13 protein-coding genes are annotated in these 13,299 nt (G+C 68.0%); 8 read left to right on the top strand and 5 right to left on the bottom strand.

Annotated features, from left to right (window positions below; all coding sequences use genetic code 11):
- Window positions 1–219: 219 nt before the first annotated feature.
- The 4 genes from ON33_RS41155 to ON33_RS12670 all read right to left on the bottom strand — a co-directional run bounded on the left by ON33_RS41155 (window position 220) and on the right by ON33_RS12670 (window position 2,687).
- On the bottom strand, window positions 220–381 hold the full coding sequence (locus ON33_RS41155; RefSeq protein ID WP_157184501.1) for a hypothetical protein: 162 nt from the start codon (window positions 379–381) through the stop codon (window positions 220–222).
- An 81-nt stretch (window positions 382–462) separates the two neighbouring features.
- Window positions 463–1,245 (bottom strand): hypothetical protein, encoded by a 783-nt coding sequence (locus ON33_RS38180; RefSeq protein ID WP_051151982.1) that lies wholly within the window; start codon window positions 1,243–1,245, stop codon window positions 463–465.
- A gap of 94 nt (window positions 1,246–1,339) precedes the next feature.
- Window positions 1,340–1,900, bottom strand: a complete 561-nt coding sequence (locus ON33_RS12675) for a DivIVA domain-containing protein (protein ID WP_169336804.1) — start codon at window positions 1,898–1,900, stop codon at window positions 1,340–1,342.
- A 121-nt stretch (window positions 1,901–2,021) separates the two neighbouring features.
- Entirely contained in the window at window positions 2,022–2,687 is a 666-nt protein-coding gene (locus tag ON33_RS12670; RefSeq protein ID WP_051151981.1) for a TetR/AcrR family transcriptional regulator, read from the bottom strand.
- Window positions 2,688–2,764: 77 nt separating this feature from the next.
- Here ON33_RS12670 and ON33_RS12665 point away from each other — a divergent pair, with 77 nt between their 5' ends.
- The 6 genes from ON33_RS12665 to ON33_RS12640 all read left to right on the top strand — a co-directional run bounded on the left by ON33_RS12665 (window position 2,765) and on the right by ON33_RS12640 (window position 10,222).
- Entirely contained in the window at window positions 2,765–4,255 is a 1,491-nt protein-coding gene (locus tag ON33_RS12665; RefSeq protein WP_040858646.1) for a flavin-containing monooxygenase, read from the top strand.
- Between the two features lie 179 nt (window positions 4,256–4,434).
- Window positions 4,435–4,833 carry a preprotein translocase subunit YajC gene (yajC, locus tag ON33_RS12660; RefSeq protein ID WP_040858644.1) on the top strand — a complete coding sequence of 133 codons (399 nt, stop codon included), beginning with the start codon at window positions 4,435–4,437 and terminating at the stop codon, window positions 4,831–4,833.
- Between the two features lie 102 nt (window positions 4,834–4,935).
- Entirely contained in the window at window positions 4,936–6,639 is a 1,704-nt protein-coding gene (secD, locus tag ON33_RS12655) for a protein translocase subunit SecD (RefSeq protein ID WP_083868909.1), read from the top strand.
- A gap of 2 nt (window positions 6,640–6,641) precedes the next feature.
- Entirely contained in the window at window positions 6,642–7,874 is a 1,233-nt protein-coding gene (gene secF, locus ON33_RS12650) for a protein translocase subunit SecF (protein WP_040858727.1), read from the top strand.
- A 19-nt stretch (window positions 7,875–7,893) separates the two neighbouring features.
- Window positions 7,894–9,612: an ABC transporter substrate-binding protein gene (locus tag ON33_RS12645; protein WP_040858725.1), complete on the top strand. Its 1,719-nt coding sequence runs from the start codon at window positions 7,894–7,896 to the stop codon at window positions 9,610–9,612.
- A 37-nt stretch (window positions 9,613–9,649) separates the two neighbouring features.
- Window positions 9,650–10,222, top strand: a complete 573-nt coding sequence (locus tag ON33_RS12640) for an adenine phosphoribosyltransferase (protein ID WP_051152005.1) — start codon at window positions 9,650–9,652, stop codon at window positions 10,220–10,222.
- Between the two features lie 44 nt (window positions 10,223–10,266).
- Here the strand turns inward: ON33_RS12640 and ON33_RS12635 are convergent, their stop codons facing one another.
- Window positions 10,267–10,638 (bottom strand): hypothetical protein, encoded by a 372-nt coding sequence (locus tag ON33_RS12635; protein ID WP_218001416.1) that lies wholly within the window; start codon window positions 10,636–10,638, stop codon window positions 10,267–10,269.
- An 87-nt stretch (window positions 10,639–10,725) separates the two neighbouring features.
- Between ON33_RS12635 and ON33_RS12630 the strand changes: the two genes are divergently transcribed.
- Window positions 10,726–12,705 (top strand): peptidoglycan DD-metalloendopeptidase family protein, encoded by a 1,980-nt coding sequence (locus tag ON33_RS12630; protein WP_051151979.1) that lies wholly within the window; start codon window positions 10,726–10,728, stop codon window positions 12,703–12,705.
- Between the two features lie 47 nt (window positions 12,706–12,752).
- The gene (locus ON33_RS12625; RefSeq protein ID WP_245550502.1) at window positions 12,753–13,229 is read left to right on the top strand and encodes an RrF2 family transcriptional regulator; all 477 of its coding nucleotides are present in this window, start codon (window positions 12,753–12,755) and stop codon (window positions 13,227–13,229) included.
- Window positions 13,230–13,299 lie beyond the last annotated feature (70 nt).

Genomic DNA, 13,299 nt, shown 5'->3' with positions numbered 1-13,299 from the left:
GCGGTATCGCAGAACTGGCTACCGCCGTCGAGGCCCTGTCGAATTCCGTCCTCCACACAAATCTCGACGCGTTCGCCGACAGCGATGTGGTGGAGTTGATGCAGCGGGTGGAGACCTGCAAAAGCAACTGTCGGCGTTGGATTCACGGCTGATCATCGAGGCTTGCGACCGCTCCCTGCCGAAGGGCGGTGCGGCGAAGGATGTCGTGCCGTTCCTGCGTCAGACGCTGGGTTTGGATCTCGAACAAGAGGGCTGGGCGCACGCGCGGTCACCCCCGATGAAGTCGACTCCCGGATGCCCGAACGGATAGTGGGTCATCTGATCGAAGAGGACGTCGAGCGTGGTGTTGGCCGTCACCCCGGTCACCAATTTGACGTCCACCGTGCGGCAGCGTTCGCATCGCCGATCCGATCGGAGTGAGCTGTGGTCTCCGCCTGTCACAGAGGTCGCGGCCCGGTGCGGTCAGTGCGGCGAGCCGAGCGGCGGCGTCGGTGCCGGGGCGAGGTCGGCGCCGGAGGTCGTTGCCGCAGATTTCGATTCGGTCGATTCCGTTGTGCCTCGGAAGAAGTCGGCGTACACGCGGAAGGCCATGGCCAGGTAGGCGAGGGTCTTGGGAATCATGAGCAGGCCCAGTTGGGGGATGCGGCGCGCCCACAGGATGACAGGCAGATAGCAGGCGAAGGACGCGGCCATGGCGGAGGAGAGGAAGCCGAAGGTGCGGTCGCCGTTGCGGGTGGCCTCGCGGCGCATCAGGTACATCTCGCCCGCGCCCACGGCCAGCAGCGGAAGATTGCGGTCCACGCCGTAACCGGTGGGCGTCTCGTCCCTGTCCCAGTTGTTGAACGGGGTCGCCAGCATGATCAACCGCACGAACGACAGCCCGAGCAGTGTTCTGGTGAATCCGTCCCAGGACCGGCGGAACCGCAGCCGCCAGGCATCCAGCGACAGCACGTAGAACAGGGTGATAGTGATCGAGGTGGCCATCTCCCCGAGCCCGATCAGACTCGCCCGCCGGCCCCGGACGCTCAGATATCCACGGTCCTCACCCCGCGCCATGGACACCGCCCGCAACGCCAGGTGCGCGGTGTCGCCGGTCGCCAGCAGGGTGAACGCCTCCTCGAATCGCGCCGCGGTTTCCCGCTGCTCGGGCGAGACCCGGTCGCGATTGCGCCGCATGGCGATCACCAGCCCCCAGATGACCGCCAGATAGGACATGTTGAAGACCAACTCGAATCGTTTACGCATAACGATAAGTCTGTTGCGCCGGCTCTTCCGGAGGCAGGGCCCAAGGTCCCGACGCGCGGGACGTCCGATGGAGATTCTCCTCCGCCTTCGGGTGTCAGTGCCGGGATGTTTCGGACCTCTCGAGCTGGTGAACCACCAGGTCGAGAAAGGCGTCCACCTCTTCGCGATGATAGGCGGGCGCCCCGGCGGGGGCGAGGTGGAAGGTGATGTCCTGGACGTCCTTCGGGGTGAGGCCGTTGGGGCCGTGGTGGGCCAGCGTCGCCGCCAGGCGGTCGAGGAACGCGCCCACTTCGTCGGCCAGATAGCCGGGGAAACCATGAAGGGGAGCGGAGAAGTGGATGCGTAGGACGTCGTCGTGGGTGAGGGTGTCGCCGGTGCGGCCGGCGGGGAGGCGGCCGCGGCCGCGGCGTAGGTATTCCAGTTCCATGCAGGCGTGGTCGAGGAAGTCGTCGACCTCGTCGATGTCGTAGCCACGGTGTCCGGGTGGGGGCCCGTCGAACTCGATGTGCCGGATGTCGGCGATGGAGAGATGGTCGCGGCCGAGCATGGTGTCGGCGATGCGTGCGCAGAAGGCGTCCACCTGGGCGGGGTGGTAGCCGTGAGGCCCGGACGGTGCATGGCCGAACCGGGTGCGGCGGACGTCGTCGGGGGTCACGCGGGTCATTGTGCCAATGCCTTCATGTCCGAATTACCTCCGCCCCCTTGCGAATCCGGCGGCTCCGCGCAAGCGGGCCTGTTCATGGAGAGGCTGGTCCGGCACGGACGACAGCCGTGCGTCAGTGCTTGCGGACACCGTCGATGAGCAGGTGCCGGATGGCGTGACTGAGATCGTCGACCGCCTGCACCTCCGGCGTCCGGATGCCGTGCAGGATGGCGGCCAGCAGCATGCCGGTCACCGCCCTCGCGGTGTTCACGGTGTCGAGGTCCGCACGCAGATAACCCCGTTCGACCCCGTGCTCGAGGTACCCCGCGGTGAGTGAGTCGGCGGTGTCGAGCAGCCCGTACAGCCGCGCGGTCAGTTCGGAGTCGATCCCGGTGGCCTGGAACAGCAGCAGCTGCGCCACCCGCCGGTCCTCGAGGAAGATGTGGTTGAGCGCGTCGCCGATGCGGTCCACCTGCGCCCGGTACTCCTCGAGACTGTCGGCCGCGTCGGGCGCGTTGTCGGTGCCCAGCGACTCGATGATGCGCGCGGCCAGATCGTCGATGACGTGGTCGATGATGTCGCGCTTGTTCTCGAAGTACCGGTAGAACGTCCCGTGCCCGATACCCAGCTCGCCGGCGATGTCGGCGATGCCGGTGGCGTGATAGCCCTTCTCGGCGAAACACGCGAACGCGGTGTCGATGATCTCCTGCCGGAGTTCGGCCTTGCGCCGTTCGATTCTCGAGGATGGCTTCGTCACGAGCCCGATGATACGGTGATCACAAACGGAATGAGATGTCATTCCGTGACATGTGCATCACTCTTCAGTCGTTCGGGCGCGGTCGGTTGTCCGGACACAGCTCTTGCAGGAGGTTCGGCGTGGCACCTCAGTACGACGCCATCGTGGTCGGCGCGGGATTCGGCGGAATGGGTGCGGGCATCGAGCTGGATCGGCTCGGCCTGAGCAACTTCGTCATCCTCGAACGGGAGGACGATCTGGGCGGCACCTGGCATGTCAACCACTACCCGGGCCTGGCCGTGGACATCGCCTCGGTCACCTACTCCTACTCTTTCGAGCCCAACCCGAACTGGTCGCGGCTCTTCGCCCCGGGTGCGGAGCTGAAGAAGTACGCCGAGCACGTCGCCGACAAGTACGACCTGCGCCGGCGCATGCGCTTCGACACCGTCGTCGGTGGCGCCCGCTGGGACGAGGAGCAGCAGCACTGGGTGGTCGCCGTCGAGAATGGCGAATCGCTCACCGCCCGCTACCTGATGGCCGCCACCGGATTCCTGTCGCAGCCCTACACCCCGCCGTTCCCGGGCATCGAGACCTTCGCGGGCAAGATCATCCACACCACCGCCTGGGACGACGACTTCGACCTGACCGGCACCAAGTCCGCCATCATCGGCACCGGCGCCACCGCCGTGCAGCTGATCCCCGAGGTCGCCAAGAAGGCGCAGGCGCTGACCGTCTTCCAGCGCACTCCGATCTGGGTCGTCCCCAAGGTCGACGCCCCCATCCCGCCCGCGGTGCAGCAGTTGTTCGCGCGAGTTCCGTTGACGCAGAAGGCCGCTCGCCTGGTCAACACCTCCATGCTGGAGGCGCTCATGGTGGTCGGCGTGCTGCACTTCAAGCAGGCCAAGCCGCTCAACAAGGCCGCCGCCGTGCTGGCCAGGGCGCATCTGCGAACCCAGGTGCGCGACAAGGAGACTCGCAAGAAGCTGACGCCGGACTACGACTTCGGCTGCAAGCGCCCCACCTTCTCCAACCTCTACTTCAAGACGTTCAACGAGCCGCATGTGCGCCTGGAGACCAACTCCATCGACCACATCGAGCCCGACGGCATCGTCACCGCCGACGGCCACAAGACCGAGATCGACACCCTCATCCTGGCCACCGGCTTCAACCTGTGGGACGTCAACTTCCCGGCCATCGAGATCATCGGCCGTGACGGGATCGATCTCGGAAAGTTCTGGCGCGACAACCGTTTCCAGGCCTACGAGGGCATCACGGTGCCGAAGTTCCCCAACTTCGTCAGCCTCAACAGCCCCTACTCCTACAGCGGCCTGTCCTACTTCACCACCATCGAGGCGCAGATGAAGCACATGGCGCGCCTGTTCGGTGAGATGTTCCGCCGCGGCGAGCGGGTCTTCGAGGTCACCGAGCGCGCCAACGCCGAATTCCTGGACCGGGTCACCGGCAAGCTGGATTCGTCCGTCTTCTACGGCGGCCAGTGCTCCACCGCGCGCAGCTACTACTTCAACCAGCACGGTGAGGCCGCGCTGCTGCGCCCGACAAGCACCCTGAACGCTCACCGCGAAGCGAGCACCTTCCCGCTCGACGACTACACCTACGGGCAGTCGGCCTGAGTGGACTGCGCGGTCGGCAAAGTCGGCTGCCGACCGCGCAGCTGGGCGAATGGGTGAATCAGCCCTGCGCGAACGGGCGTGAACTCTAGAACAGGTCGCCGCGCGTTCTCTCAGGGATTACTGGCAGACTGTGTGGGAAACGCACCCAACCGACCACTTACTAGGGGCTGACTTCGACGATGGACCTTCTGCTGCCGCTGCTGCTGGTTGCCCTGCTCATCCCGATGTTCCTCGGTGTCCGCCGTCAGAAGCGGGAGATGTCGAAGGTCACCGAGATGCAGGACAGCCTGAAGGTCGGCGACCGGGTCGTCACCACGTCGGGGCTCTTCGGCACCGTGGTCGAGCTCGATGACACCAGCGTCGATCTGGAGATCGCCGAGGAAGTCGTCACCACCTGGCTGCGGCAGTCGATCCGCGAGGTGCGCAATGACGACGACGCCACCGAGGACACCACTGCAGAGAGCACCGAAGCCGCGTTGCCGACCGACACCGCGGCCGCGTCTTCGAACGGCGTCGCCGACGATCACGTCGCCGCCCCGGAAGCCGCCGCCGACGCGCCTCGGCTGACCAAGGACTGACATACTCCGCGCCATCGGCCGCACCGGATTCCCGGCGGCCGGTGGCGCTGCGGTGTGTGCCCCGCTCGTTCCACCTTCGAATCCGCCTAGGAGATAAGTACTGTGCCACCTTCTCAGGGAACGGTGCACCCGTTGCGCCTGCTCGGCATCTACGCCGCGCTGGTGGCTCTGATGTTCGGGCTGATCTTCTTCACCGGGGATCAGCACCACACGCCGAAACTCGGTATCGATCTGCAGGGCGGCACCCGCGTCACCCTGACGCCCCGCACCCCGGATGGCGGCAAGCCGAGCCAGGACAGCCTGAAGCAGGCGCAGAACATCATCGAGCAGCGCGTGAACGGCCTGGGCGTGGCCGGCTCCGAGGTCGTCATCGAGGGCGACAACCTGGTCATCACCGTCCCGGGTGAGGATGGCGCACAGGCGAAGACGCTGGCGACCACCGCCAAGATGTACTTCCGCCCGGTGCTGCAGAGCGCGCCCGCGCAGGGCGGCAAGCAGGCACAGCAGCAGCCGCAGCAGACCCCCGCGCAGCAGCAGCCGAGCGCCGCGACGCCGGCCGAGACCGCGCCCGCCACCAGCGAGGCGCCCGCGCCGACCACCACCGGCGAGTCCCCGCAGAACCGGGTGTTCCCGGCGCAGGCCCCGACCACCCCGTCCGCGCCGCCGTCGACCCCGGCGAAGCCGGGCGCGCCGCAGCAGACCACCGCCGCGGAGATCGCGGCCGCGAAGGCGGCCCGCCAGAGCACCGACCAGACCGCCCAGCTGCAGGCCATGGCCACGCTGGACTGCACGAAGCCGGATCCGTTGCAGGGCAACGACGATCCGAACCTGCCGCTGGTCACCTGCGGCACCGACGGCACCACCGTGTACCTGCTCGACAAGAGCGTGATGGACGGCCAGGAGATCAAGGACGCCTCCGGCGTGCTGCAGCAGGGCCAGTGGGTGGTCAGCCTGCAGTTCAAGTCGAGCGGCACCGACCAGTGGGGCAACCTCACCAACAAGTACGTCGGCAAGCAGATCGCCTTCACCCTGGACTCCCGCGTGGTCTCCGCGCCGGTGATCAAGGAGGGCGGCCAGTTCTCCGGTAGCACCGCGATCTCGGGTCCGGGCATCAACTCCAAGTCCTCCAAGGAACTGGCGAACACCCTGAAGTACGGTTCGCTGCCGCTGTCGTTCGGCACCTCCGAGGCCGAGACCGTGTCCGCGACGCTGGGCATGTCCTCGCTGCGCGCGGGTCTGATCGCCGGCGCCATCGGCCTGGCGGCGGTGCTGCTGTACTGCCTGCTCTACTACCGCATGCTCGGCTTCCTGGCGGGTTTCTCGCTGCTCGCGGCGGGTGTGGCGGTGTACGCGCTGATCGTGCTGCTGGGCAGGTGGATCGGGTTCACCCTCGACCTGGCCGGTATCGCGGGTCTGATCATCGGTATCGGTATGACAGCGGACTCGTTCGTGGTCTTCTTCGAACGCATCAAGGACCAGATGCGCGAGGGCCGCAGTTTCCGGTCGGCGGTGCCGCGCGGCTGGCAGCGCGCGCAGCGCACCAACCTCTCGGGTAAGACGGTGTCGCTCATCGCCTCCGCGGTGCTGTACCTGCTGGCCGCGGGGCAGGTGAAGGGCTTCGCCTTCACCCTCGGTCTGACCACCGTGCTCGACGTCATCGTGCTGTACCTGGTGACCGCGCCGCTGATGATGCTGGTCTCGCGCTCGCCGTTCTGGGCGAAGCCGTCGGTGAACGGCCTGGGCGCTATTGCAGAGCTTGCACAGGAACGCAAGGCGACGGCCGGCGTCCTGGTGAAGGAGGCGTGATCATGGCCAAGTCCTCTCCCGTCGTCGTCGACTCCGATTCCGAACTCGACTACGAGTCGGTGCCCTCGGGCAAGCAGCACAGCCTGTTCGAGCGGCTCTACACCGGTACCGGCGGCTTCGAGATCGTCGGCAAGCGCAAGCTGTTCTACGGCATCGCGGCCGCGCTGATCGCGATCGCCATCGCCAGCATCGGAATCAAGGGCTTCACACTGGGCATCGATTTCGCGGGCGGCTCGCGGATCCAGTTGCCCGCCTCGGACAGCGTCACCACCTCGAAGGTCGAGGACGTCTACCGTTCCGCCCTCGGCCACGATCCGGTGACCGTGCAGAAGGTGGGTTCGGGGTCCTCGGCGACCATCCAGATCCGTTCCGACACGCTGAATGTCGAGCAGGCCGACAAGCTGCAGACCGCGCTGTTCGACACTTTCCAGCCGAAGGACTCCAACGGCCAGGCCAACCGCAATGCCATCAGCATCGCGGAGATCAGTGAGACCTGGGGCGGCGAGGTCACCAAGAAGGCGCTGCTGGCGCTGGTGGTCTTCGTCGGATTGACCATGCTGTACATCGCGATTCGCTTCGAACGCGATATGTCGATCGCGGCCATCGCCTCGCTGTTCTTCAACCTGATCGTGACCGCGGGCATCTACTCGCTGGTCGGTTTCGAGGTGACGCCGGCGGCGGTCATCGGTCTGCTCACGATTCTGGGCTACGTGCTCTACGACAACGTGGTCGTCTTCGACAAGGTCGAGGAGAACACCCGCGGCGTGCTGCATCTGACCAAGCACACCTACGCGGAGAAGGCGAACCTGGCGGCCAACCAGACGCTGATGCGCTCGATCAACACCACCATCATCGGCATCCTGCCGATCATCGGCATGCTGGTGATCGCGGTGTGGCTGCTGGGCGTCGGCACCCTCAAGGACCTGGCGCTGGTGCAGTTGGTCGGCATGATCGTGGGTGGCTACTCGTCCATCTTCTTCGCGGTGCCGGTGCTGGTGTCGCTCAAGGAGACCTGGGGCCCGGTGGCCGCGCACACCAAGAAGGTGCTCAACCGCCGCTCGGGTGGCGCGAAGGCGCGGGTCGGCGCGGCGGCCGCCGAGCGGGCCGGCGCCGCGGGCCGTGGCGACGCCTCGGCCAATGGTTTCGGACGCGATCACGCGCCGCGCAGTCAGAATGCCGGGGCGCCGCGCCCCGGAGCCCGGCCGAGTGGGAAACGACAGCAGCGACGGCACTGAGCGCAGGGGGGTTGCGACGGTGAAGCAAGACCATGGGTTCGTGCGCCGGACCACCGTCGCGCTGGTGGCGGGTGCTCTCGCCGCCGGCGCGCTGGCCGGGTGCTCGAGCAAGAACCAGGTGCCTTCGATCGGGTACGGCGTGGACGCGGTCGTCGCCAGCTACAACGGCGGCAGCACCCTGGGCGCCAACAGCGGTGCGGCCGCGGTGTTCTCGCGGGTGCTGACCGGGTTCTTCTACACCGGCCCGGACGGGCAGCCGGTGGCCGACACCGATGTCGGCACCGCCAAGGAGGTACCCGGCGACGCCCAGACCATCCAGTATCGGCTCGCGCCGGAGGGCGTCTACTCCGACGGCGTGGCGACCTCTTGCGACGATCTGGTGCTGGCCTGGGCGGCCCGCAGTGGACGGTTCACCAAGGCCGGTCCTGGCGGGTCTGCGCCCATGTTCGACGCGGCGAGCACTGACGGCTACCGCGATATCGAGCGGGTTGACTGCCAGCCGGGATCCAAGGACGCCACCGTGGTGTTCCGGCCGGGCAAGCGCTATTCGGCGTGGAAGACGCTCTTCAACGCCACCGAGCTGATGCCCGCGCACGTGGTCGCCACGCAGGTGAAGATCCCGAGCGTGGTGACGCCGGTGCAGACCGGGGATCAGCCCACCCTGGAGCGGATCGCCGACTTCTGGAACAACGGCTGGAAGCTCACCCCGGGCAAGGCGGACCTGACGCTGCTGCCGTCCTCGGGGCCGTACCGGATCGACTCGTTCGGTGACAAGGACGGTCTGGTGCTGGTCAAGAACGAGAAGTGGTGGGGCAATCAGCCGCGGACGCCGCGGATCGTGGTGTGGGACCGGCATTCCGACCTGAAGTCGAAGGTCTCCGACAAGTCGATCGGCGTGCTCGATGTGGGCGCCGGATCGCTGGGTGACGTGAGTCTGGGCGGGTTCCGCAGGCAGAATCTGCCGGGCCGCGGGGTCGAGCAGCTGGTGCTGAGTGCCGGCGGGGTGTTCGGGGCGGCGGACGCGCGGCGGGCCTTCGCGCTGTGCGTGCCGCGGCAGGCGCTGTTCGACAAGTTCGGGCACCCGGGCTACGACGTCAAGCTCGGTCTGGGCGCCGGGCTGTTGAATTCGCGCACGGTGCAACAGGATTCGGTGTACTACCCGTCGATCTCGGGTGCGGGTGACAAGTATCGGGGCGGTGACGCCACCGCCACCCAGGCCGCGGCGTCGTCGGGGGTACAGAACCAGACGGTGCGCATCGGCTACGTCAAGCCGGACGAGCGGCGCGCGGCCACGGTGACCGCCATCGCCGACGCCTGCAAGGCCGCGGGCATCACCGTGGTCGACGCGGGCGCACCGGATTTCACCGCCGCGCAGCTCACCGAGGGCAAGGTGGACGCCATCCTGGGCGGCACGGCCGGCATGCCGGGCCCGTCGGGGTCGCTGACCGGAACCGACGCCATCGCCTCGCTGCGTACCGGTGCGGGCCTGAATTTCGGCCGGTTCGGCAACGGCCGCTACGATGCCATCGCGGATCAGCTTGCGGCCGAGGACAACTCGGGCACGGTGCTGAATCTGCTGACCGAGCAGGAGAACCTGCTCTGGAGCGAGATGCCGTCGGTTCCGCTGTTCGCCGCCCCCCGCACCATCGGGTTCGGCGACGGCATGGAGAACGGCATCGCCAGCCCCACCGAGGCGGGAGCGGGCTGGAACATGGATCGCTGGGTGCTGAAACGGTGAGAGCCGCGGTGGCGTGGTGAATGAGGAGCGGGTGCGGATGAGCAAGCACGAGATGCTGGAGACGGCCGAGGTGGCGGGGGAGCGGGCCGCCCGGGCCGAGGCGGCGGTACAGCGGCTGACCCGCTGGCGTGACGACTTCCCGACGCCGGGTGTGCGTTTCGCGGATCTGACCCCGGTGTTCGCCGACTCCGAGGGCTTCCGCGCGGTGCTGGACTGCTTTGCCGCCTGCGCCCCCGACGCCGACCTGGTGGCCGGCGTGGACGCGCGCGGCTTTCTGCTGGGCGCGGGCGTGGCCGCCACCCTCGGTACCGGTGTGATCGCGGTCCGCAAGGCGGGCAAGCTGCCGCCGCCGGTCCTCTCCCGCGAGTACACCCTCGAATACGGTTCGGCCGCACTGGAGATCCCGGCCGACGGCATCGAGTTGAAGGGCCGCAAGGTCCTGCTGCTCGACGATGTGCTCGCCACCGGCGGCACCCTGTCGGCGGCGGCCGAACTGTTCATCGCGGCCGGGGCCGAGGTGGCCGCGGCGGCGGTCGTGCTGGAGCTGGGCTTCCTCAAAGGCCGTGAGCGCCAGGGTGATTACCCGCTGACCTCCATCGTCAAGCTCTGACGGTCAGCTCTCCGCCGCGAGCGCAGCGCGCGCTCGCGGCCGGGCTAGTAGCGCGCCAGCATCCGTGCGATGAAACCGGTCACGACCAGCCAGAAGACCGCGGCCAGGCCGTAGTCGAGGACGATGTCGAGGTTCCGGGTGCCGGTGTGGAACAGCCCCGGGAAGAACAGTGCCAAAGGTTCGGCAATCCCCTTGATGAACGTGAAGAACTTGTTGCTCTGGTCGGCGTTGAGGACCAGCATCAGGATGTAAACGCCCTCGATGAGGGCGAACAGCGTGCCGACGCCGCTGATGATTCGAGCGGCGTGGACTTCGTTGCGGGCGACGTACGGCATATGTCTGGGATGCCCGCTGTGTGCCCTTTGAAACAGCAGCGCCCGGTGGAACAGCGGCGCCCCGGTGAGGGCGGTGCGCACTGAAACAGACGCGCTGGTCCGTGAAACCGCGTGTCCGCCATGGCATGATGTCCGGGTGATCACCGCGGCGGCCGGGAGCGTTCGGGCGTGAAGCCCAAAATCCTCGTAGGTGGGGCGGTCGGCCTGGTATTGGGTCTGCTGACGCTCGTACTCATCATCATCCTGCCCGCCAGCGAGACCAGCTGCGGCCCGGGCACACCCACGGTTCCGGCCGTTACCTTGGCCCGTACCGAACCCAACTGTCCCGCCACCGGCTCGCCCGTCGAGGCCGGTCTGCAGGAGGGCGCCCTGCGCGTACTGCGCTGCACGGTGGCCCACTTCGGCATGATGGACATGCGCGGGCTGGCGAACGACGACTCCTCCCCGGACCTGAAGGCCGGGCGCTCGGTGGAATTCATCGTCGGCTCCGACACCGGCAAGGGTGACGCCATCGTCTCGTTCCTGCAGGAGAACGCCGCCGCATTCCGGGTCGACTACCTGATCTGGAAGCAGCGCAGCTGGACTCCGGGCGCGGCAGCCGGCATCGAGTGGACTCCACTGGGCGACCGCGGCAATGTCGCCCGCAATCACCTGGACCGGGTCCAGGTCACCATCAAGGACATCGCCTCCACCTCCACAGCGCTCGCGCCGGCCGACGCCTCCATGGCGGCCGCGCCCGGCACGGTCAACGAGGCCGGCGGCCTCATCGGGGCCGGACGGCACCAATATCCGCTCGCCGCAGGCGCATTCACCGTCAGCGACGTGTTCGGCGCGCGCGGCGGCGCCCACCTCGGCGTCGACCTGGCTGCCCCCGCGGGCACGCCCATCTACGCCGCCGCCGACGGTCTGGTGGTGGCCGCCGGCGCGGCCTCCGGGTTCGGCGACTGGGTGGTCATCGACTCCCTCGACGCCAGCGGCCGCCGGTACTCCACCGTGTACGGGCACATGTACCAGAACGGGATCTTCGTGCACACCGGGGATGTCGTGCAGATGGGCCAGCACATCGCCGACGTCGGCAGCAATGGCGAATCCTCCGGCCCGCACCTGCATTTCGAGCTGGTGCCGGGCGGGCGGCTCACCGGCGGACACCAGGTCGATCCCGTGCCGTGGCTGGCCGGCGGCACCATCCCCGCGCCCAGTACGCCCTACTGCGAGAACGGATTCGGCACGCCCGGCGGCAATCTCGCCTCGGGCAAGGTGCCGCCGGCACTCGAGATCTGGTACCGCCGTGCGGGTTCGCTGTGCCCGGAGATCGGCGCCTCGCTGCTGGCGGCGCAGGGTCAGGCCGAATCCGGGTTCCGCACCGACGCGGTGTCCCCGGACGGCGCGCAGGGCATCGCCCAGTTCATGCCCGGCACCGCCAAGGCGCTCGCCCCCGACGGGCAGCCGTACGTCATCGACGCCGACGGCAAAGGCTATGCGAGCGTGCTGGATCCGGCCGACGCCATCATCGGTCAGGGCCGCTACATGTGCGCCATCGCCAAGACCATCGAGGGCTGGATGTCGGAGGGCAAGGTGTCCGGCGACCTGACCGCGCTCACCGTTGCCGCCTACAACGCCGGTGAGGGCGCGGTGCTCGCCTCCGGCGGCATGCCCAACCAGATCTCGCGGCACTATACCGAGACCCGGCCGTACGTGGCGCGCATTCTGGCCGCCGAGCCCGGCTTCCGCAGCCTCGGCAGCGAGGGCCGGTTCCAGGCCGATCAGAACGCCGATCTCGGGGCGCAGATCGTGACGGCCGGGCAGCAATGGGTCGGCACGCCCTACGTATTCGGCGGCGGCGGTCCCGGTGGGCCCAGTGACGGCGGCTTCGATCAGGCGGGCTTCACCGCGGCGGCGGTGTTCGCGGCCAGCGGCAGCACCATCAGCCTGCCGCGTACGGCCGAACAACAGTGGGAGCAGGGCGCGGAGGTCCAGCTGCTCAATGCCCGGCCCGGTGACCTGGTGTTCGGTTCGTTCGGCCCGCGTGGACCCTCGGACGTGGGCATCTACACCGGCAGCGGCCGCATGCTGCACGCCGAATCCGGCGGCAAGGTGACCGAGGTGCCGCTCTCGAACGGTATGAAGGCCCGTCGGATCAGCCGCTGAATCGGGATTGGCCCGGGTATCCGGGACATGTATTATCCCTATTCGTGATGATGGGTGAGGGCGTCGAGTGGGGACTGCACTGCTGTATCGCGCTGGCCTGGCTCGACGATCACGCGCCCATCGCCACCGCCCGCCTCGCCGAGATCTTCGAACTGCCGCCCGAATATCTGAAGAAGCGGCTGCAACCACTGGTGCGTGAGGGGATTCTGGAATCCACCCCCGGTGCGCGCGGGGGATACCGGCTGGCCCGCACACCCGACCGCATCACGCTCATGGATGTGGTGGCCGCGGTCGAAGGTCGCACGGAAGCCTTCCGCTGCACCGAGATTCGCCGCCGCGGCGCCGGAGCCGCCCGGGCGCGCACGGAGTTCGCCGAGCCGTGCGGTATTGCCCGGGCGATAGGGCGCGCCGAATTGGCCTGGCGGCGTGAACTGTCCGCGCAGACGGTGGCCGATGTGATGGCCGGCACCCCGGCCAACGCCTCGAAGTACACCCGCAGCTTCTATGAACGCGTGACCACCTGAGCGGTCGCGCCGTCCGCGAGCACCGACCCGGCCCCGCGCCGGGTTTTTTCGGAAGGAGATTCGGGATGGT

This window comes from Nocardia niigatensis NBRC 100131 (genome assembly GCF_000308655.1).
GTDB lineage: Bacteria > Actinomycetota > Actinomycetes > Mycobacteriales > Mycobacteriaceae > Nocardia > Nocardia niigatensis.
Note: the sequence above shows the minus strand (reverse complement) of the source record. Positions and strands in the feature narration are given on the sequence as shown.